Raw genomic sequence first — 19,615 nt, forward strand, 5'->3', positions numbered from 1 at the left:
CTAGATCGCGACGGCGTCGGTGTGGAAGGTGCGACGGCGAACCTTGGCGTTGATGGTTTCGGCGACGTGTCTGGCGTCGCGGTCGATGCCCAGGAAGCGGCCCGAGCCCCAGGTGTGCATCCACGGCAGGCCGATGAAGCTCAGCCCGTCGACGTTGGTGATGCCGCGGGTCTGCATGGGCCGGCCGGCACCGTCGAAGGCGCTGGCCTCGATCCAGCGGTAGTCGGGCCGGTAGCCGATGGCCCACACGATGCTGGTGATACCGGCCTCGGTCAGATCCAGTGTGGTGGTCTCGCTTTCGGGTGACCAGACCGGCGCGTACCGGGACGGCGGCGGCGCGTCGATACCCGCGGCGTCGATGTAGCGGTCGATATCCGAGCAGATCGAGTTGTAGACCGCGTCGGCGTGGTCCAGTGCCTTGGCCAGGGTGGGCTCGAACCGCAGTAGCGCGTCCTTGCCGTCGGCCAGGGTGCCGTAGAGCTTCATCCCCTCGGCGGCGAACTGGCGCAGGTCGACATCGCGGCCGCCGTCGCGGCCGGTGACGTAGTGGTTGGTCTTCTCGATCGCGGCCTTGCCACCCGGATATTGTTGAGCCGGCTTGTCGTACAGGCCCATATCGGCCAGCCAGGTCATGCAGTCCCGGCCGCGGTAGAAGCGCGCCACCCGAGGCGCGCTGCCGACGGCCAGGTGTACCTGCCGGCCGGCCAGGTGCAGGTCCTCGGCGATCTGGGCACCCGATTGTCCGGTGCCGACCACCAGCACCGCACCGTCGGGTAACTGGTCGGCATTGCGGTAGAGCTCGGAGTGGATCTGGGTGACGTCGGTGTCGAGTGTGTTGGCGTAGGCGGGGATCACGGGAAGCGGGTAGCCGCCGGTGGCGATGACGGCGTGGTCGCAGCGCAGCGTCTCCCGCCCGTCGAGGGTGAGTTCGAACCCGCCGTCGGGCCCCTGCGCCAGCCGGGTCACCCGGGTGTGGGTACGCAGTGGCGGGGTGAAGGTGTCCAGCCAGCCGGCCAGCCAGGCCACCACTTCGTCTCGGGTCATGAAGCCGTCCGGGTCCGGTCCGGTGTAGGTGTAGCCGGGCAGTTTGCAGTGCCAGTTGGGTGTCACCAGAGTGAAGTTGTCCCAACGGGTGTCGGCCCAGGCGTGCACCGGGGTCTGGGCTTCCAGCACGACGTGCTCGATACCCATCCGGCTCAGATACCAGCTGACCGACAGCCCGGCCTGCCCGCCGCCGATGATGGCGACCGGGGTGTGGGTGGTGGTCATGGCTGCTCCATCCGGGTGATCTGCACGAGGGCCTGCTGCGGGAAGCGGGCGGCGGCGACGCCGATGCGTTCGGCGGTATCGGCCGCCGAGGTGCAGGCGAATCCGAACTTGGCCCGTACCCGCTCGCTTGCCTCGCCGAGTGCGCGGGTGGAGCGGTCGACGAAATCGCCCACGGTGTAGTGCGTTCCGGCGCTCAGATAGTCGTGCATGACCAGGCTCGGCGAGTAGCAGCGCTGGGTACTGCCGTCGGGCCAGCGCACCTCGAAGGTCATCTCAGGCATGGGCGAACTCTTCGGTGAGCGGGCCGTAGACGTCGGGCCTGCGGTCGCGCAAGTGGAACATGCCGGCCCGCATGGTGCGGAACGTATGGTCGATGTCGACCTCGGCGACGGCGATGCCGCTACCGAGAAGCGTTGTCGCCAGGATGTTTCCGCCCGGATCGACAATCTTGGCGTTGCCGACGTAGCGCAGCGAGCCGAAGGTTCCACTCTGGTTGGAGGCGATCCAGAAGACCTGGTTGTCCAGGGCACGGGCGGTGTCGAAGAGGTTGAAGCGGTAGGTCCAGCGGTCGTCCTGCAGATTCTCGGCGGTGGCGGTGCGTGCCGCCGGCCAGGCCGACAGGCTGGCGATGATCTGGGCGCCGGCCAGTGCCATCACGCGGGCGGCTTCGGGAAATGCCTTGTCGTAGCAGATCTGCAGGCCCACCCGGCCGACCGGGGTGTCGAAGACGTCGTAACCGGAACCCGCCGAATACGACATGCCCTCCCCCAGCGGCTGGTGCACCTTGCGGTAGCTGCCGTAGACGGTGTTGCCGTCCAGCACCGCCGCGGCGTTGTAGCGGGTCTCGCCGTCGTCGGCCAGCTCGCAGAACCCGATGGCGATCACCAGGTCGCCCACGATCTGCTGCACCCGGGCGATCTCCGGCCCGTCGAGCCGGATGGCCGGCGGCAGTGAGCGTTTGGTGGTCTTCACGGTATCGCCGTGATTGCCCAGTGAGGACAGGTAGCCGCCGATGGCGGCCTCGGGGAACACCAGGAAGTCGACGCCCTTAGCGCGGGCATCCTCGGTGAGCGCCTCGATCAGCGCGTAATTCTGTTCCAGATCCCGGGTGAAGTTGGCCGAGACCGCGGCAAGTGTGGTCATGATGCGCCCTAGACCATGTAGGTCGAGTTGATGATGGCGCCCTTGCGGGCGTAGTAGATGAGCGCGTCCTGCACGTCGAGCGGATGCGCAGGGATGACGCCGGCGATGAGATCCTCTTCGCGGCCGCCGTGCAGGGCCAGCCCGAACCGGCAGGCGAACACGGTGCCGCCCTCGGAGATGAAGGTGGCCAGCGCGTCGTTGATGTTCTGCTCGCCGGGGAATCCGGAGTCGCCGGTCTTCGGAAAGCCGCGGGTGGCAAGGCAATTGATGGCGCCCGGCCCGTAGAAGTAGATGGCCGACTCGAAGCCCTTGCGTAGCGCGCGGGTGGCCTGCAACACCGCGACGAAGGAGACCGAGGATTCGTGGGCGATTCCGTGCACCAGGGTGAAGTAGCTTTCACCTTCCTCGGCCTGGTAGTCGGGGAAGATCTTGGTACCGCCGTAGATGTTCGAGCCCTTGGGCAGCGACGGGTGCGGGATCTCGGCCAGCGAGGTGGCGATGTTCTCGGCGATGGATGCATCAAATGCCATGGAGGACTCCAAGTTTGGGGTGGTGTTGGATGTCTCCAATTACAGGCCGCCACCATTACCGGGTGGTTAGGGATGGAATACATCTGCATTGCGAGGTGCTCACCGCCGAAACGGGCCCGTAACACAGCCGACGGCACGTTGACTTGGAGGCCATGGCGCAGAAGTACGAGCAGACGACGCCCTGAGCGCCGCGTGAACGCGCGCGCGAGCTACAGCGCCAGGCGGACGAGTGCCGCAGTGCGGGCCAGGCCCGGGAAGGCGGCCGCGGTGGCCCGCGGGTGCAGTGCGTGCACGGCGAGGCGGAACATCAACGCGCGCAACACCATCTGCGGCCACTCCGGCAGCGGGCTCCAGCGCTCGAGCAGACCGTCGTCGGCGTCGCCCCAGGCCAATGCGTCCACGACGACGACCCCGGCCGCCCACGCCGCGGGCCGCCAGTACGGGGTGATGTCGGTGATACCCGGTGCGGCCGCCCCGGCGAAGAGCACGGTGCCGTACAGGTCGCCGTGCACCAGCTGACTGGGACTGCGGGTGGGCTTGCGCAGGGTGGCCAGCTGATTGATCAGCTCGATCGACTTCTGTCCGTCGGCCGAGCCGGGCGACACCCGTGCGCCGGCCGGCAGCGCGTGCAACGGCCGGTCCTCCCACGCCGCCCGGTCGGCGGCGATGAACACGTCGACATCCGACCACGGGGCCACCGGGGGCTGGGTGAGGAATCGGGGCCGCTCCAAATTGGCCGTCGCCTCGTGCAATCGCACCGACGCGGACACCACCTCGTCGTGTCGCGGCTCAGGGGTGCCCGCGACGAAGGTGTCGGCGCGCCAACCCGCGACGACGTAGCGGCCGTCGGTGGAGCGGACCGGCCGAGCCAACCGGATACCGTCGGCGAAGAGGGTCTCGCGCACCTTGGCCGACCAGGCCGCGCGCGCATGGTCGGCGACCATGGACAGCACCACTTCGCCACAGCGCCAGCCGCCCTCCCAACTGGAACCCAGCGGGACGGGACGCAACCCGGCCAGACCGAATGCCGCCAACACGTGGTCAGGTGGCAGTTCGTCAGTCACGCACGTCAGCCTAAGCGGTGCCTGCGTCACAGAGCGCTCAGTACATCACCATGTCGGGTTCGAGTTGTTTCGCCCACGCCACGATGCCGCCCTGCAGGTGCAGTGCCTCCGCGAACCCGGCCTTCTTCACGGCGGCGAGGGCCTCGGCCGACCGGATGCCGGTTTTGCAGTACAGCACCGGGACCCGGTCCTGCGGCAGCTGTGCCAGACCGCTGCCGGCCTCCAGCGCCGACTTGGGGATGAGCTCGGCACCCTCGATGTGGTTGATCTCCCACTCGACGGGTTCGCGCACGTCGATCAGGGCGACCGGCTTGCCGGAGTCCAGCAGCTCGCGCAGCTCCAGCGGGGTGACCGTGGAGCCGACCGACGCGGCCGCGGCCTCGTCGGTGATGACACCGCAGAAGGCCTCGTAGTCGATCAGTTCGGTGATCTTCTCCCGGGCGGGGTCCTTGCGGATCTTGATGGTCCGGTAGCTCATGTCCAGCGCGTCATACACCATCAGCCGGCCCAGCAGGGTTTCGCCGATGCCGGTGATGAGCTTGATGGCCTCGGTTCCCATCACCGAGGCGATGGAGGCGCACAGGATGCCCAGCACGCCGCCTTCGGCGCAGGACGGCACCATGCCCGGCGGCGGCGGTTCGGGGTACAAGTCACGGTAGTTCAGGCCGAGATCGTCGGGGGCGTCCTCCCAGAACACCGACACCTGGCCCTCGAACCGGTAGATCGAGCCCCACACGTACGGCTTGTGCGCCAGCACGGCGGCGTCGTTCACCAGATAGCGGGTTGCGAAGTTGTCGGTGCCGTCCAGGATGAGGTCGTATTGGGCGAACAGGTCGACCGCGTTGTCCGGTTCCAGGCGCAGCTCGTGCAACACCACGTTGACGTACGGGTTGACCTCGAGCACCGAGTCGCGCGCGCTCTGTGCCTTGGACCGGCCGATATCGGACTGGCCGTGGATGATCTGGCGCTGCAGGTTCGACTCGTCGACCACGTCGAACTCGACGATGCCGATGGTGCCGACGCCGGCGGCGGCCAGGTACAGCAGCGTCGGGGATCCCAGGCCGCCGGCACCGATGACCAGCACCTTGGCGTTCTTGAGACGCTTCTGCCCGTCCAGCCCGAGATCCGGGATGATCAGGTGACGGCTGTACCGAGAGACCTCGTCGCGGGTCAGTTCGGCGGCTGGTTCCACCAGCGGTGGTAGCGACGTCACCGTCGGCCTCCTTGAGTCGATCGCAATCCTGGCGTCAATCTCACCAGGCCCACAGCTTCAACGGTAATCCAGGGGTAAACCTTCCCCGGCGCGACCATCAGGCGATCGGGTACGGCCACGGATTGAACCGGCAGGTGCGGCCGTCGGGCTTCACCGATTCCGGATCGAACTTGGCGGCATCGTCGTTGTCGGTGGAGAAGGTCTGCTGCATCATCACCGGGGCCAGAGCGCCGTTCTCCGGGCACGGTTCGTGCTTCGGGTAGCCGATCGCATGGCCGACCTCGTGGTTGATCACGTACTGCCGGTAGGACCCGATATCACCCTGGAACGGGACCGCGCCGCGCACCCAGCGGGCCTCGTTGATGAACACCCGGGGCTGGCTGCCGTCGTAGGCGGGGTTGTAGCACGACGATTCCAACGGGATGTCGTACCCGCAGCCGTCGCGCACCGTCATCGGCGAGGTGAGCGACACCCGGAAGTCGGGCGGCCCGCCGGCGTCGCTGTCGACCCGTTCGAAGGCGAACTGGGTGTTGTGCGTCCAGCTCTTCGGGTTCGCGAGGGTTTCGCTGACCATCCGCGCGAAGCCTTCGTCGCCGCCGAACGAGGCGGTGTCCACGCCGTCCTCGACCTCGACCGTGTAGCGGAAGGTCTTGGTGTCCCCGGCGCCGACCTTGGGCGTGGCGCCGGGCACCACGTGCCAGGTTCGAGCGCCGGCCTCGGTGAACGGGCCGCCGTTGGGCAGGATGCCGGTCGGCAGGTTGACGTCGAACTGGGACAGGCCCTTCGGGGGCGCACCGATGATCGCGGTACCGGGGGCCTCGATGGTCGGCGGTCCCTGGACCGGGCCTTCGGCATTGGCCGGTGTGGGCGCGCTGGTGCCGGTCACGGTCTGGTACAGCACCACCACGGTCAGGATGGCCAGCACCGGCAGCGCATAGGCCCGCCAGCCGTAGGTGGACACGAACCGACCGAGCCAGGTCTGCTTGCGCAGGTGCTGACGGTCGTCGCGGTTGGAACGCGGCCGGCCGTGGTCCTCGGCCAACGGATCACGCTGGGCGCGCAGCGGCTCCCGCCATTCACTGCGCAACACGGGGACATTCCCCCGCTCGCCCCCGCCGGGCATACGGTCGGCCCCGCGACGCCCCGGGTCGTAGGTCACCGCACCAGGATTGCACAAACCGTGACGTGCACCGGTCCGGCACGCCACCGATCCGAGTGCCAGCAGCAGCACCTCCCCCGACGTGCGGTAGTAATGTCGTGACGATCAACACAAGATTGAGGACCTGATGAGCGATCTCGCCAATGCCGCCGATCGAAGAGGCGCCAAGGCGGGCACCGGCGGCACCCGGCGCGGTAACCGGCTGCCCCGTGATGAACGCCGCGGGCAGCTGCTGATCGCCGCCAGCGAGGTCTTCGTCGACCGCGGCTACCACGCCGCGGGCATGGATGAGATCGCCGACCGGGCCGGTGTCAGCAAACCCGTTCTGTACCAACACTTTTCGTCAAAGCTGGAACTGTACCTCGCGGTGCTGCAGCGCCACGTGGACAACCTGGTCTCCGGCGTGCGGCAAGCGCTGCGCACCACCACCGACAACCGGCAGCGGCTGCGCGCCGCGGTGCAGGCCTTCTTCGATTTCGTCGAGCACGACAGCCAGGGGTACCGGCTGATCTTCGAGAACGACTACGTCACCGAGCCGCAGGTGTCCGCGCAAGTGAAGGTAGCCACCGAATCGTGTACCGATGCGGTGTTCGACCTGATCAGCCGGGACTCCGGCCTGGAAGCACACCGAGCCAGGATGATCGCGGTGGGCCTGGTGTCCACCAGCGTGGACTGTGCGCGTTACTGGCTCGACAACGACCGCCCCATCTCCAAAGAGGCGGCCGTGGAGGGCACGGTGCAGTTCGCCTGGGGCGGCCTGTCACACGTGCCACTCACCCGTTCTTGACGGCCTCGGCTCCCACGGTCCCGAAGCCGACCCGGCGCACGTCCGCCGCGCCGATCTCCACATAGGCGATCTTCGCCGACTGCACCAGGAACCGGCGGCCCTTCTCGTCGGTCAGCGCGAGCACACCGTCGGAACCCAGCGCCTTGGTGATGAGTTCTTCGACCTCGCCGGGGGTCTGCGCGCTGCTGATGATCAGCTCCCGCGGGCTGTCCGTGACCCCGATCTTGATGTCCACGCTGTGGCCTCTTTCGTTGGTGGGCAATGCTCGCCATCAGGCTAGTGGACGCGGCGCGGCCGCCCACGCGAGGGCGCTAAGCCGATAGCGAAGCGCGCCGTGCCAATGGGCGCTGACCGCGCCGTGCCAATGGGCGCTGACCGCGCCGTGCCGATGGGCGCTGACCGCGCCGTGCCCCGACGGTCACCACACCGAGGCCGGACCGTGACACGGGGTCCCGTCGCGTCGGCCTCATCTGTCACTGCAGCCCCGTTAGCATCGGCCCGGTACGCACCGAAACCACTTGGGAAGCGCAATGACCAGGCCTTATTCACGTAACTCCGCGACGCGCGACGCCGGTTACCGGACGCGCTATCCGTATGCCGACGACAGCTATGAGTACCTCGGCCACGACGATGATCACGACGATCCCGACACGGCCGCCGAGCCCGCATACGGGTACGAATATCCCGCCGACTACCACGACGAGTTGGACCGGCGCTGGATCTGGGTCGCAGGGGTTGCCGGCGTCATCCTGATGGTGGCGGTGATCTGCACCGGCATCATCCTCGGCGGCGGCGACAGCGGTTCGGTCTCGGCCACCCAGGCCACCACCTCCGCGGTGGCCACGACTTCCGCCGCGCCGTCGACGACGGCCGTCCCGGTCCCGCCGCCGGTCACGGCGCAGAACCCGGCGCTGGCACCGGAGACCGTCACCACGGTGACACCCACGCCCTCGGCGACGGCCACCGCGCCGCCTCCACCGACCACCGAGGCGCAGGTTCCACCCGTCGCCCCGCCGGCAGCTGCGCCCGATCCGGCGGCCGCCGCGCGCACCATCACCTACACCGTGTACGGCGACAAATCACTGCTGGATCTGGTCACCATCATCTACACCGACGCGCAGGGCGCCCTGCAGACCGACGTCAACGTCGCGCTGCCGTGGCGCAAGACCATCGCCCTGGACCCGGGCGTGCAGTTGAGCTCGGTGACCGCGACCAGCGTCACCAGCCGGCTGAACTGCTCGATCACCGATGCGGCCGGTGCGCCGCTGGTGGCGCAGGCCAACAACACGATGATCGCGACCTGCACCCGATAACTAGGCCAAGCCCAGCTCCTGCATCCGGCTGGCGTGGGTGCGCTGCAGCCGCTCGAAGAACTCGGCCAGGTGCAGCAGCCCATCGCTGCCGGTGAGCACGAGGTCGACGAGCTCGTCGTGATCGGCCAGCACGAACTGGGCCTGGGTGATGGCCTCGCCGAGCAACCGGCGCGACCACAGCGCCAGTCGATGCCGCTGCCGGTCACTGGCGGTCACCGCGGTACGCACCTCGGCGACCACGAACTGGGAGTGGCCGGTCTCCGCGAGCACCGACCGGACCACCCCGGCCGCGTCGTCGGGGAGCGCATCGGCGATCTCCAGGTAGAAATCGGCGGCCAGCGCATCGCCGATATAGGTCTTGACCAATGCCTCCAGCCAGGTGCTGGGCGTCGTCAGCCGATGGTAGTTCTCAAGTGCCGAAGCATATTTCGTCATCGCGGGCACCACGTCGACATTGCGTTCGGCCAGCGCGTCGCGCAACAGCTCGTAGTGGCGCATCTCGGCCGCGGCCATGCTGGCCATGCTGATCCGGCCGGCCAGGTTGGGCGCCATGCGCGCCTCTTCGGTCAGCCGGTAGAAGGCCGCCACCTCGCCGTAGGCCAGCAGCGCGAACAGTTCGGTGACGCCGGGATGATCGGCCCTGACCGCCGGTTTACCCCCGGTGCCCGGCTGTGCTGAGGACGTCTGTGGCATGGCCCAACTCTAGACGCCGAGTGCCACGTCGACCGACCGGCAAAGAAGCCAGCTATCATGGGCACAGGCAGTGGCTTTTTGAGGCCCACCGTGGCGCCGCCGCCTAGGAAATGTGCGTGCACGTGGTTCGGCCGGACCCTCTCAGACGGGGCAGGGCCCAGCGGGCTGACATCACCCCAGCCGGGGAGAAGCGGCCCCTTTCTCGTCATCTTCGTGCGCGCGTGACGACATACGCGACGAGGAATGACAACGAAAGGCAGTAAGGCATCGCATGTGATGCCGACCACCACCATATGACCGCACTCACCAGCAAAACCGAAACCACCTTCGCCGATCTCGGCGTGCGCGACGAGATCGTGCGCGCCCTGGCCGAGTCCGGCAAGGAACATCCGTTCGCCATCCAGGAGCTCACCCTGCCGCTCGCGCTGGCCGGCGACGACCTGATCGGCCAGGCCCGCACCGGTATGGGCAAGACCCTGGCGTTCGGCGTCCCGCTGCTGCACCGGGTCTCCACCGACGAGACCCGGCCACTGACCGGCGCCCCGCGGGCCCTGGTCGTGGTGCCCACCCGCGAGCTGTGTCTGCAGGTGTTCGACGACCTGACCACCGCCGCCAAGCACCTGCGCGCCGGCGACCGCAAATTCACCGTCACCTCGATCTACGGCGGCCGCCCCTACGAGCCGCAGATCGAGGCGCTGCGCAACGGCGTCGATGTCGTCGTCGGCACCCCGGGCCGGTTGCTGGACCTGGCCCAGCAGGGCCACCTGCAGCTGGGCGGGCTGTCCGTGCTGGTGCTCGACGAGGCCGACGAGATGCTGGACCTGGGCTTCCTGCCCGATATCGAGCGGATCCTGCGGCTCACCCCGGACAGCAGGCAGGCCATGCTGTTCTCGGCCACCATGCCCGACCCGATCATCACGCTGGCGCGCACCTTCATGAACCAGCCGACCCACATCCGGGCCGAGGCGCCGCACTCGGCGGCCACCCACGACACCACCGAGCAATTCGTCTACCGCGCGCACGCGCTGGACAAGGTCGAGATGGTCAGCCGCATCCTGCAGGCCGAGGGCCGCGGCGCGACGATGATCTTCACCCGCACCAAGCGCACCGCGCAGAAGGTCGCCGACGAGCTCGGCGAGCGCGGCTTCAAGGTCGGCGCTGTGCACGGCGACCTGGGCCAGATCGCGCGGGAGAAGGCCCTCAAGGCGTTCCGCAACGGCGACGTCGATGTCCTGGTGGCCACCGACGTCGCGGCCCGCGGTATCGACATCGACGACATCACCCACGTCATCAACTACCAGATTCCCGATGACGAACAGGCGTACGTGCACCGCATCGGCCGCACCGGCCGCGCCGGCAAGACCGGCATCGCGGTCACCCTGGTGGACTGGGACGAGCTGCCGCGCTGGACGATGATCGACAAGGCCCTGGGCCTGGATACCCCGGACCCGGCCGAGACGTACTCCAGCTCGCCGCACCTGTACACCGAGCTGAACATCCCGGCCGAGGCCACCGGTTCGATCGCCGCACCGCGCACGCCGAAGACCCGCACCGAAGGGGAACGCGCCGAGCGGGCCGAGCGGCCGGCCCGCACCCGCAACCGCAACCGCCGGCGTACCCGCGGCGGCCAGCCCGCCACCGGTCATCCCGAGCAGGTCGCCGAGACCGAGCCCGCCGACGCGGCCGGCTCGGACAGCCCGACCGGCGCGGACGGCACAGACGAGACCGGCGCCCCCAAGCGCCGGCGCCGGCGCCGTCCGCGCAAGGCCGCCGCCCCCGCAGCCGGCTAGATGCCCGGTATCCGTCCGGAACGCCGCACCCGCGGCGACATGCTGGCGGCTGCGGCCATCGCGGTGGTGGTGGCGGTGGTGGCCGCCCTGATCTGGTGGACCAGCGACGCGCGGGCCACCATCAGCAAGCCCGCCGCCACGGCCGTACCGGCCCTCAAGCCGGCCGCCGAGGTTCCCGACACCCTGCACGAACTGTGGTCGGCTCCCAGCGGTAAGACCACCCAGCCCCTGGTGGTGGGTGGCGCGGTCGTGACCGGCGACGGCCGCGGGGTCACCGGGCGCGATCCGGCCGGCGGCGCGCCGCTGTGGTCGTACACGCGCGATCTGGAGCTGTGCGGGGTCACCTGGGTGTACCAGTACGCCGTCGCGGTGTACCCGGACCGCCGCGGCTGCGGCCAGGTCAGCACCATCGACGCCCAGACCGGGCGGCGCGGCCCGACCCGCACGGCGTACGCCGACCCCGAGGTGACGCTGTCCTCCGACGGCAGCACGGTGCTCTCGGCCGGTGACAGCCGGTTGGAATTGTGGCGCTCGGACATGGTGCGCATGCTCAGCTGGGGCACGCTGGACGCCCGGATCAAACCCGACGTCCCGCAGGACCCGCTGTGCCGGCTGGTGTCCGCCGCGGCCAGCTCGTCACAGGTGTCGGTGTTGGAGGCCTGCCCCAACCAGGCCGACATGCGGCTGACCCTGCTGACCCCGTCGGACGAGGAGGACACCCCGACGGCGAAGTTCCAGCAGCAGCCCGGCGTCTCGGTGGATTCCGACGCGCGGGTCGTCGCGGTCACCGACACCACCACCGCGGTCTACGTACCGACCCCGAAGCCGGCGGTCAACGTCGTCGACGACACCGGCACGGTGACCGCCAGCACGCTGCTGCCCAAGCCCGCGTCGGCGAAGGCGGTGATGTCGCATCCCGGGGACCTGATCACCTGGTGGACGGGTGACTCGGTGCTGGTGTTCGACGCCAACCAGCTGCGCTACAAGTACACCGTGGCGCCGTCGGGCGCCAATGCGCCGGTGGGTCCGGCCACCATCATGGCCGGTTCCCTGCTGGTGCCGGTGACCTCCGGCTATGACGTCTTCAACCCCGAGACGGGCGCCGGCGTGCGCCACATCGACGTCAAGCGCCCGCCGTCACAGGATCCGGTGATTCCCGCGGTGGCCGGATCGACGCTGCTGGAGCAGCGCGGCGGCACCGTGGTGGCGCTGGGCTGACGTCCGCTAGAGGTCCGGCGTGAACGTCGGCAGTGCCTTTCCCGTTTTCCAGTGCCGCAGCAACGCCCCGGCCAGATCGCGATAGGCGTTGGCGCCCTTGTTCTTCCGGCCCTTCAGCACCGAGGCACCGGAGGCGCTGGCCTCCGCGAAGCGAACCGTGCGGGGAATCGGGGGCGCGAGCACCGGCAGGTTGTAGCGGTCGACGACGTCGAAGAGCACATCCCGGCTGTGGGTGGTGCGCGAGTCGTACAGGGTGGGCAGCGCGCCGAGCAGTTTCAGCTCCGGATTGGTGATCTGCTGGACATCGCCGATGGTGCGCAGGAACTGCCCCACCCCGCGGTGCGCGAGCGTCTCACACTGCAACGGCACGATCACCTCGTCGGCAGCGGTGAGACCGTTGAGGGTCAGCACACCCAGCGACGGCGGGCAGTCGACGACGACGACATCGAATTGGTCGGCCAGCTTCCCCAGCGCCCGCTTGAGCGCGTACTCGCGGCCGGCCCGCATCAGCAGCATCGCCTCGGCACCGGCCAGGTCGATATTGGCGGGCAACACCGTCATGCCCTCCGCGGTGGACAGCAGCGCCGTATCGGGTTCCACGTCACCGAGGAGGACCTCGTGCACCGAGACGGCGAGGTTGTCCGGATCCTGGCCCAGCGAGAACGTCAGACAGCCCTGCGGGTCCAGGTCCACCAGCAGCACCCGCTGCTTGTGCTCGACGAAGGCGGCACCCAGCGACGCCACCGTCGTCGTCTTGGCGACCCCACCCTTTTGATTGGCGACCGCTAATACTCGCGTCACACCGCCCATCCAAGCACGCGGGCGGTCCCCTCGGCCCGCCGTGGGGCAGAATCCACACGTGGATCTTCCCCGTCGCTCCGCTCGCCCAGAGAAGGATCTTCCCCGTCGCTCCGCTCGCCCAGAGAAGGATCTTCCCCGTCGCTCCGCTCGCCCAGAGAAGACCGTCCAGCAGCACCGGCTGTTCCTGCTCCGGCACGGCGAGACCGAATGGTCCAAGAGCGGCAAGCACACCGGCCGCACCGATCTCGATCTCACCGACACCGGCAGATACCAGGCCAAGCTCGCCGCGGAGGCGTTGGGCGACCTGCAGTTGCGCGATCCGCTGGTGGTCAGCAGCCCGCGCCGGCGGGCGCTGCTCACCGCCGAACTGGCCGGGTTGACCGTCGACGAGGTCACCCCCCTGCTGGCCGAGTGGGATTACGGCGACTACGAGGGCCTGACCACCGTGGAGATCCGGGAGAGCGTGCCGGGCTGGACGGTGTGGACGCATCCGTGCCCGGGTGGGGAGAGCATGGCCGATGTGACCGCGCGCGCCGACGCGGCGGTCGCCCTGGCCCTGGACAACATGGCCGAGCGCGATGTGGTGTTCGTCGGGCACGGCCACTTCTCCCGCTCGATGCTGACCCGCTGGATCGAGCTGCCGGTGTCCGAGGGCATCCGGTTGTCGATGGCGGCGGCCTCGATCGCGGTATGCGGGTTCGAACACGGCGTGCGCCAGATTTCCGCGCTGGGCCTGACCGGTCACGTCAACCCGTGCCTGCCGGCGTGACACCGTCGTTCGTGCTGTCCGGGCCGGACGGCACCGTGCTGGCCGACGGCGTGCGGCAGGAGTTCTCGACGATTCCCGACGCGCAACGGGCACTGCGTTGCGGCACCGTCCCGATCGTGTTGGGCGCGTTGCCTTTTGACTTGAGCGCCCAGACCGCGCTGTTCACCCCCGAACGGGTCGAATTCCCGCAGGCCCTGCCGGACTGGCCGGTGCGGCCCGCACCAGCGGTGCTGCACCGTGAGACGCTGCCGGCCGGCTCGGAGCACCGAGCCCGAGTGGCCGAGGCGGTGGCGCGGCTGCGGAACTCGGCGCTGGACAAGGTGGTGCTGGCCCGCGCGTTGCGGCTGAGCGCCGACGGCGCCTGGGATTCGCGCTCGGTGCTGCGCCGGCTGGCCGCCGCCGATCCGGCCGCCACCGTGTACCTGGCCGAACTGGGCGCGGCCGGCACGTTGGTGGGCGCCAGCCCGGAACTGTTGGTGGCGCGCGCGGGCGAGACGGTGATCTGCCGGCCGTTCGCCGGGTCGGCGCCGCGGTCGACGGACCCGCAGACCGATGCCGCCAATGCCGCCGCGCTCGCGGCCTCCGGCAAGAACCGGCGCGAGCACGCGTTCGTCGTCGACATCATGCGCACGGCACTGGAACCGCTGTGCGCGGATCTGCAGATCGCCGACGAACCCGAGCTGCACGGCACCGACGCGTTGTGGCACCTGAGCACCCCGATCCGCGGCAGGCTGCGCCAAAGTGCCACCAGCGCATTGGATCTCGCGCTCGCCTTGCACCCGACCCCGGCCGTCGGCGGGGTGCCGGCCGACGCGGCCGCCGCCCTGATCGCCGAACTCGAGGGTGACCGCGGCTTCTACGCCGGCGCGGTCGGTTGGTGCGACGCCCGCGGTGACGGCCGTTGGGTGGTGTCGATCCGGTGTGCGGTGCTCAGCCCGGACCGGCGGACGGCGCTGGCGCACGCCGGCGGGGGGATCGTCGCCGAATCCGATCCCGACGACGAGGTGGACGAGACCACCACGAAGTTCCGGACGATCCTGACAGGACTGGGAGCAGAAGATGACTGAGTCGATCCGCTGGGCCCGACCGGGTGACGAGCCGGACATCGTGTCGATGATCCGCGAACTGGCCGAGTTCGAGAACGCCCTCGACGAATGCACCGTCACCGAAACCCTTTTGCACCAGGCGCTGTTCGGTCCCGAACCGGTGGCCTATGCGCATGTGGTGGAGGTCGACGGGCAGGCCGCGGCGACCGCGGTGTGGTTCCTGAACTTCTCCACCTGGGACGGGGTGACGGGCATCTACCTGGAGGACCTGTTCGTGCGCCCGGCCTTCCGGCGCCGCGGGCTGGCCCGGAAGTTGTTGGCCACCTTGGCCGCCGAGTGTGTGCGGCGCGGCGGGACGCGGTTGTCCTGGGCGGTGCTGAACTGGAACGTCAATGCGATCGCGCTGTACGACGCGGTCGGCGGGAAGCCGCAGACCGAGTGGACCACCTACCGGGTGTCCGGACCGGAGCTGAGCGCCCTGGCGAACGAGGTCTAGTCCTGCCCGGTGGTCCAGTGCACCGCCGACGGGCTGAACAGCATGCCCACGGTGAGCACTGCCAGCAGGGCCACCGCGATCCCGTAGGCCACCTGGTGTGAGGTGAACAGGTACCACGCCACCCCGAGCAGCAGCAGGTTGGCGAATATGCCGATACCGCGGCCCCAGCGCCTGCCGGTGATCAGCGCCCAGCCGCCGGCGAGCAGGCCGCACCCCATGATCGCGAACCAGCCCGCGGTGCCGTAGGCGTTGAACCCCTGGGTGTGTTTGTCGGTGCCGCCGGTCGCCAGCACCGCGAGCACGACGGCCACCACGAGGGCGGCGACGGCCTCGGCGGCCACCAGGAATCCGGCGTAGCGGACGATCGGCGGTTGCAGGCTCATGCGAACTTCGCCGCCAGGTGGCGCACCGCGTATTCGTAGCCGGCCGGGCCGGCCCCGGCGATGACCGCCTCGGCGACAGCGGAGACGAAGGAGTGGTGCCGGAACTCCTCGCGGGCGTGGATGTTGCTCAGGTGCACCTCCACCACCGGCAGGTCGACCGAGGACAGCGCGTCCCGGATGGCGATCGAGGTGTGGCTGTAGGCACCGGGATTGATGATGATGCCGGCGCATTCACCGCGGGCGGCATGGATGGCATCGATCAGCACGCCCTCGTGATTGCTCTGCACGGCGCGCACGGCAAGACCGAACTCGGCGGCGAGCGCGGCGACCGCGGCCTCGATCTCGGCCAGCGTGGTGGCGCCGTACACCTCGGGCTGGCGGGTGCCCAGCAGGTTCAGATTGGGCCCGTTGACGAGCAGCACTACGCGTTCGGTCACGACCGTACGGTACCGAGACGCCCACGCTGCGCGGCGAGGCGCACCGGGGCGTTGTCGGTGCCGTAGCCGTCGTAGCCACCGATACGCTGCACGAACTCCAGGAACACCGTGCCGACGGTGCCGGTGTAGAAGTGGACGAACTCCGCGCCGCTGGACGCCCGGTCGTAGAGCAGGTTGAGCTCCCGAAGTTCGGCGACGGTGTCCTCGGCCAGCCCGAACCGGCCGGACAGGTAGTCGTAATAGTTGTCCGGGATGGCCAGGAACTGCAGCCCGGCCGCGCGCGCGGTGCGGGCCAGCGCGCGGACGTCGGCGCAGGCGAAGGCGATGTGTTGGGGCAGGCCGGCGTCGTCCATGATGTGCGGCGCCACGTTCAGCGGCAGCCGGACCGACTTGTCCGCGTTGTGCATGACCTGGCTGCGCACCAGCCCCTTGGGACCGGGCACCTCGGCGGGCTCGCCGGCGCTCAGACCGAACACACTGGTCAGGAAGAGCACGGCGTCCTCCGCGGTCTGCCAGGGCTGGCTGAGGTTGACGTGGTCGATCACCAGGTGCGGCGCCGTGGCGGACAGGCCGCCCTCGAACTCGGCGACCCAGGCCGGCTCGGCCGCTCCCGAGGACGCCCAGAAGAACTGGGTCCCGTCGGGCGCGACGGTGGCACCGAACGGTTGCTCGGCAGCGTAGGTACGCCGGTATGCGGCGGGAGCCATCAGTTCGGCCGCCCGGCGGGAGGTGGCTTCGGTGTCGGGCACCTGCAGCCCGATCGCCGCGACGTGGGGCACCTGGTCGCGGGCCTGCTGCTCGTTGAGCACGATCCGGGCGTCGCCGGCCGACCACAACGAGACCGGCTTGCTGCGGTGCCGGCCGCGCGGGGTGAAGCCCAGCCGATGCAGCAACACCTCGACCTCACTGGTGTCCTCGGCCTTGATCTCGACGAAGTCGAAGCCGGTCGGCGGTTTCGCGTCGGTGAGGGTGTGCGACACCTGATCGTGCAGCCACACCAGCGAGCGCAGCGCGTGGACGGCGGTGTGCCCGGGATCGGTCTGGCGGAACGTGTCGTTGAAGACCTCCAGTGACAACGGACCGGTGTAGCCGGCGGCCAAGGTGTGCCGCACGAACCCGGCCAGATCGAAGGAGCCCTCGCCGGGGAACAGCCGATGGTGCCGGCTCCAGGACAGCACGTCCATGCTGAGCGCCGGTGCGTCGGCCAGCTGTAGATAGAAGATCTTCTCGCCGGGGATCCGTTCGATCTCCGATGGGTCGTGCCCGCGCGAGAGCACATGAAAACTGTCGAGGCACACACCGACATTCGGGTGCGCGGCCAGCTCGACCACCCGCCAGGCGCGGCGGTAGTCGTCGATGTAGCGCCCCCATGCCAGCGCCTCGAAAGCGATCCGGATGCCGTAACCGGCGGCCAGCTCACCGATGCGGCGCAGCTGGGCGGCCGACACCTCGTCGGAGTCGATGGTCGCCGTCGCCACGTTGGAACAGACCAGCACGGTGTCGATGCCGAGCCGCCGGGCGGTGGCGAAGGTGGCCCCCGCCCGGCGCAGGTTGTCGGCGAAGACGGTCTCGTCGACACCCTCGAGATCGCGCAACGGCTGATAGAGGTCCAGCGACAGGCCGAGCCGGCGGGCCAGCTGGCGGATCTCCTCCGGGGAGTGATCACCGGCGATCAGGTCGGGCTCGAAGATCTCGACCCCGTCGAAGCCGGCCGCCGCGCAGGCGTGCAGTTTCTCGACGAGCGAGCCCGACAGCGAGACCGTGGCGATCGATGCCTTCATCATTCCTCCTGTGACGGGGGCCACTCTCGCTGTCAATGTACCAAATAGTTAATAGCGCGGGAAGCGCTGCGGTGATCCGCCGCGCTGCCTCGGTAAGCTCAGCCGTCATGGCCGCCAAGCCCAAAGCCGAACTTCAGCGCGATGCCGAGCGCACCCGCGCCGAACTGCTGACGGTGGCCACCGAGGTGTTCGCCGAGTCCGGCTACTCCGGCGCGCGGGTGGACGAGATCGCCGAACGCACCAGCACCACCAAGCGGATGATCTACTACTACTTCGGCGGGAAAGAGCAGCTCTACCTGGCCGTTCTGGAGCACGCCTACCGCGGCATCCGCGACGCCGAGCAGAAATTGCGGGTCGACCACGCCAATCCGGTGGAGGCCATCCGCCGACTGGCCGAGGTCACGTTCGACCACCACATCGCCCACGACGCGTTCATCAGGCTGGTGTCGATCGAGAACATCCACCGCGGCGAATTCATCAGACGGCTGGATGACCTGCGAGAACTGTCCCGGCCCGCCACTTCCCTGCTGGACGAGATCCTGCGCGACGGCCGCGCCGCGGGCGCATTCCGCGACGATGTCGACGCCCTGGACGTGCACCTGGTGATCAGCTCGTACTGCGTGTTCCAGGTGGCCAACCGGTACACGTTCGGCTTTCTCTTCGACACCGACCTGACCGAGACATCGCGACGCGCACACCTGCGCCGGATGCTGGGCGACGTCGTCGTCGGCTGGCTGACCAGCCGACCCTGACGGGCGAGACCCGCCTCACACTCAACGCTTGACGCGATGCGCACCACAGTGCTCTACTTTTGCGGACGTACTAGTTCGTACATTAAGGAGCACGGGCTGATGCCCTCACCGCACCCCTATCTCGTCGGGCTGGTCGGCACCGGCGTCGGCCCGTCGCTGACCCCGGCGCTGCACATGGCCGAGGGCCGGGCCCACGGCCTGGACTACGTCTACCGCACCCTGGACCTCGACGCGCTGGGCCTGTCCCCCGGCCGCGTCGGAGAGCTCCTGCAGTGGGCACGGGCACTGGGCTACGACGCGCTGAACATCACCCACCCCTGCAAACAACTCGTCCTGGAGCACCTCGACGACATCGAGGACACCGCCCGCGAGCTGGGCGCGGTGAACACCGTACTGTTCCGCAACGGAAAAGCCTTCGGGCACAACACCGATATCACCGGTTTCGCCCACGGGTTCGGCGAGGGCCTGGCGGGCGCCGATACCGGCCGGGTGGTGCTGGTCGGCGCGGGTGGCGCGGGCACCGCGGTGGCCGCCGCGCTGTTACGGCTCGGCGCCGGCCACCTGACCGTGGTGGACCTGGATCCCGACCGGGCCACCGCACTGGCCGCCGACCTGACGGCACGGCACCCGCTGGCCCACGTCGATGCGTCCTCGTTCGACAAACTGGCGGTGCTGCTGCCCGAGGCCGACGGCATCGTGCACGCCACGCCCACCGGGATGGCCCAGCACCCCGGCATCGCCTTCGATCCCGCTCTGCTGCATCCGCGGATGTGGGTGGCCGACATCGTCTACCGCCCGCTGGACACCGCGCTGCTGCGGGCGGCCCGCGACGTCGGTTGCCGCACCCTCGACGGCGGCCACATGGCCGTGCACCAGGCCGTCGACGCCTTCGCCCTGATCACCGGGATCAGCCCGGACGCCGGCCGGATGTCGGCCCATTTCCGCGAACTCGTCGGCTAAGCCAGAGCAGC

Annotated in this window: 22 protein-coding genes; 9 read left to right on the top strand and 13 right to left on the bottom strand. The window is 69.2% G+C overall.

Translation table 11 applies throughout. The features are described 5' to 3' along the window. The 7 genes from AWB94_RS25815 to AWB94_RS25845 form a co-directional block, all read right to left on the bottom strand. Entirely contained in the window at positions 1–1,269 is a 1,269-nt protein-coding gene (locus AWB94_RS25815; protein WP_062654515.1) for an MSMEG_0569 family flavin-dependent oxidoreductase, read from the bottom strand. Further along, positions 1,266–1,550 carry an MSMEG_0570 family nitrogen starvation response protein gene (locus tag AWB94_RS25820; protein WP_062654514.1) on the bottom strand — a complete coding sequence of 95 codons (285 nt, stop codon included), beginning with the start codon at positions 1,548–1,550 and terminating at the stop codon, positions 1,266–1,268. The genes AWB94_RS25815 and AWB94_RS25820 overlap by 4 nt, the downstream gene beginning before the upstream one ends. Further along, a complete protein-coding gene (locus AWB94_RS25825) occupies positions 1,543–2,412 on the bottom strand; it encodes a carbon-nitrogen hydrolase family protein (RefSeq protein WP_062654513.1) in 870 nt (289 codons plus the stop codon). Before AWB94_RS25825 ends, AWB94_RS25820 begins: the two co-directional genes overlap by 8 nt. A gap of 8 nt (positions 2,413–2,420) precedes the next feature. Next, positions 2,421–2,942: an MSMEG_0572/Sll0783 family nitrogen starvation response protein gene (locus AWB94_RS25830; RefSeq protein ID WP_062654512.1), complete on the bottom strand. Its 522-nt coding sequence runs from the start codon at positions 2,940–2,942 to the stop codon at positions 2,421–2,423. A 209-nt stretch (positions 2,943–3,151) separates the two neighbouring features. Next, complete coding sequence (locus AWB94_RS25835) at positions 3,152–4,006, bottom strand: TIGR02569 family protein (protein WP_062654511.1); 855 nt, start codon at positions 4,004–4,006, stop codon at positions 3,152–3,154. A gap of 37 nt (positions 4,007–4,043) precedes the next feature. Next, the gene (moeZ, locus tag AWB94_RS25840) at positions 4,044–5,219 is read right to left on the bottom strand and encodes an adenylyltransferase/sulfurtransferase MoeZ (protein WP_062654510.1); all 1,176 of its coding nucleotides are present in this window, start codon (positions 5,217–5,219) and stop codon (positions 4,044–4,046) included. Between the two features lie 97 nt (positions 5,220–5,316). Then, positions 5,317–6,378: a DUF3152 domain-containing protein gene (locus AWB94_RS25845; RefSeq protein WP_062654547.1), complete on the bottom strand. Its 1,062-nt coding sequence runs from the start codon at positions 6,376–6,378 to the stop codon at positions 5,317–5,319. A gap of 127 nt (positions 6,379–6,505) precedes the next feature. Here AWB94_RS25845 and AWB94_RS25850 point away from each other — a divergent pair, with 127 nt between their 5' ends. Further along, entirely contained in the window at positions 6,506–7,165 is a 660-nt protein-coding gene (locus AWB94_RS25850; protein ID WP_024454419.1) for an HTH-type transcriptional activator FasR, read from the top strand. Here AWB94_RS25850 and AWB94_RS25855 read toward each other — a convergent pair. Continuing rightward, positions 7,152–7,400, bottom strand: a complete 249-nt coding sequence (locus AWB94_RS25855; protein WP_062654509.1) for a DUF3107 domain-containing protein — start codon at positions 7,398–7,400, stop codon at positions 7,152–7,154. The genes AWB94_RS25850 and AWB94_RS25855 overlap by 14 nt on opposite strands. Before the next feature lie 295 nt (positions 7,401–7,695). Here AWB94_RS25855 and AWB94_RS25860 point away from each other — a divergent pair, with 295 nt between their 5' ends. Then, positions 7,696–8,478, top strand: a complete 783-nt coding sequence (locus tag AWB94_RS25860) for a hypothetical protein (protein WP_062654508.1) — start codon at positions 7,696–7,698, stop codon at positions 8,476–8,478. Here the strand turns inward: AWB94_RS25860 and AWB94_RS25865 are convergent, their stop codons facing one another. After that, the gene (locus AWB94_RS25865) at positions 8,479–9,171 is read right to left on the bottom strand and encodes a ferritin-like fold-containing protein (RefSeq protein WP_062654507.1); all 693 of its coding nucleotides are present in this window, start codon (positions 9,169–9,171) and stop codon (positions 8,479–8,481) included. It lies immediately after the preceding gene. A 293-nt stretch (positions 9,172–9,464) separates the two neighbouring features. Between AWB94_RS25865 and AWB94_RS25870 the strand changes: the two genes are divergently transcribed. Then, complete coding sequence (locus AWB94_RS25870; protein WP_062654506.1) at positions 9,465–10,961, top strand: DEAD/DEAH box helicase; 1,497 nt, start codon at positions 9,465–9,467, stop codon at positions 10,959–10,961. Further along, entirely contained in the window at positions 10,962–12,179 is a 1,218-nt protein-coding gene (locus AWB94_RS25875) for an Rv3212 family protein (RefSeq protein ID WP_062654505.1), read from the top strand. Positions 12,180–12,185: 6 nt separating this feature from the next. On the opposite strand, the gene AWB94_RS25880 is transcribed toward AWB94_RS25875, so the two are convergent. Beyond that, positions 12,186–12,989 carry a ParA family protein gene (locus tag AWB94_RS25880; RefSeq protein ID WP_062654504.1) on the bottom strand — a complete coding sequence of 268 codons (804 nt, stop codon included), beginning with the start codon at positions 12,987–12,989 and terminating at the stop codon, positions 12,186–12,188. A gap of 169 nt (positions 12,990–13,158) precedes the next feature. On the opposite strand from AWB94_RS25880, the gene AWB94_RS25885 reads away from it, so the two are divergent. Genes AWB94_RS25885 through AWB94_RS25895 form a run of 3 tightly spaced genes read left to right on the top strand, consistent with a single transcriptional unit; the run spans position 13,159 to position 15,291 of the window. Next, on the top strand, positions 13,159–13,749 hold the full coding sequence (locus tag AWB94_RS25885; protein ID WP_062654545.1) for an acid phosphatase: 591 nt from the start codon (positions 13,159–13,161) through the stop codon (positions 13,747–13,749). After that, positions 13,734–14,816, top strand: a complete 1,083-nt coding sequence (locus tag AWB94_RS25890) for an isochorismate synthase (RefSeq protein ID WP_234811887.1) — start codon at positions 13,734–13,736, stop codon at positions 14,814–14,816. Before AWB94_RS25885 ends, AWB94_RS25890 begins: the two co-directional genes overlap by 16 nt. After that, positions 14,809–15,291 carry a GNAT family N-acetyltransferase gene (locus AWB94_RS25895; protein ID WP_062654503.1) on the top strand — a complete coding sequence of 161 codons (483 nt, stop codon included), beginning with the start codon at positions 14,809–14,811 and terminating at the stop codon, positions 15,289–15,291. Before AWB94_RS25890 ends, AWB94_RS25895 begins: the two co-directional genes overlap by 8 nt. On the opposite strand, the gene AWB94_RS25900 is transcribed toward AWB94_RS25895, so the two are convergent. From AWB94_RS25900 to AWB94_RS25910, 3 genes are read right to left on the bottom strand one after another with little or no spacing between them, the layout of a single operon-like run. After that, complete coding sequence (locus AWB94_RS25900; RefSeq protein WP_062654502.1) at positions 15,288–15,674, bottom strand: hypothetical protein; 387 nt, start codon at positions 15,672–15,674, stop codon at positions 15,288–15,290. The genes AWB94_RS25895 and AWB94_RS25900 overlap by 4 nt on opposite strands. Continuing rightward, a complete protein-coding gene (gene aroQ / locus AWB94_RS25905) occupies positions 15,671–16,111 on the bottom strand; it encodes a type II 3-dehydroquinate dehydratase (protein WP_062654501.1) in 441 nt (146 codons plus the stop codon). The genes AWB94_RS25900 and aroQ overlap by 4 nt, the downstream gene beginning before the upstream one ends. Beyond that, the gene (locus AWB94_RS25910) at positions 16,108–17,892 is read right to left on the bottom strand and encodes a sugar phosphate isomerase/epimerase and 4-hydroxyphenylpyruvate domain-containing protein (RefSeq protein WP_062654544.1); all 1,785 of its coding nucleotides are present in this window, start codon (positions 17,890–17,892) and stop codon (positions 16,108–16,110) included. Before AWB94_RS25910 ends, aroQ begins: the two co-directional genes overlap by 4 nt. Before the next feature lie 107 nt (positions 17,893–17,999). Between AWB94_RS25910 and AWB94_RS25915 the strand changes: the two genes are divergently transcribed. Continuing rightward, positions 18,000–18,644 (top strand): TetR/AcrR family transcriptional regulator, encoded by a 645-nt coding sequence (locus tag AWB94_RS25915; RefSeq protein ID WP_062654500.1) that lies wholly within the window; start codon positions 18,000–18,002, stop codon positions 18,642–18,644. Between the two features lie 99 nt (positions 18,645–18,743). Then, on the top strand, positions 18,744–19,604 hold the full coding sequence (locus AWB94_RS25920) for a shikimate dehydrogenase (RefSeq protein ID WP_062654499.1): 861 nt from the start codon (positions 18,744–18,746) through the stop codon (positions 19,602–19,604). Positions 19,605–19,615 lie beyond the last annotated feature (11 nt).

This window comes from Mycolicibacterium canariasense (assembly GCF_002101555.1).
Taxonomy (GTDB): domain Bacteria; phylum Actinomycetota; class Actinomycetes; order Mycobacteriales; family Mycobacteriaceae; genus Mycobacterium; species Mycobacterium canariasense.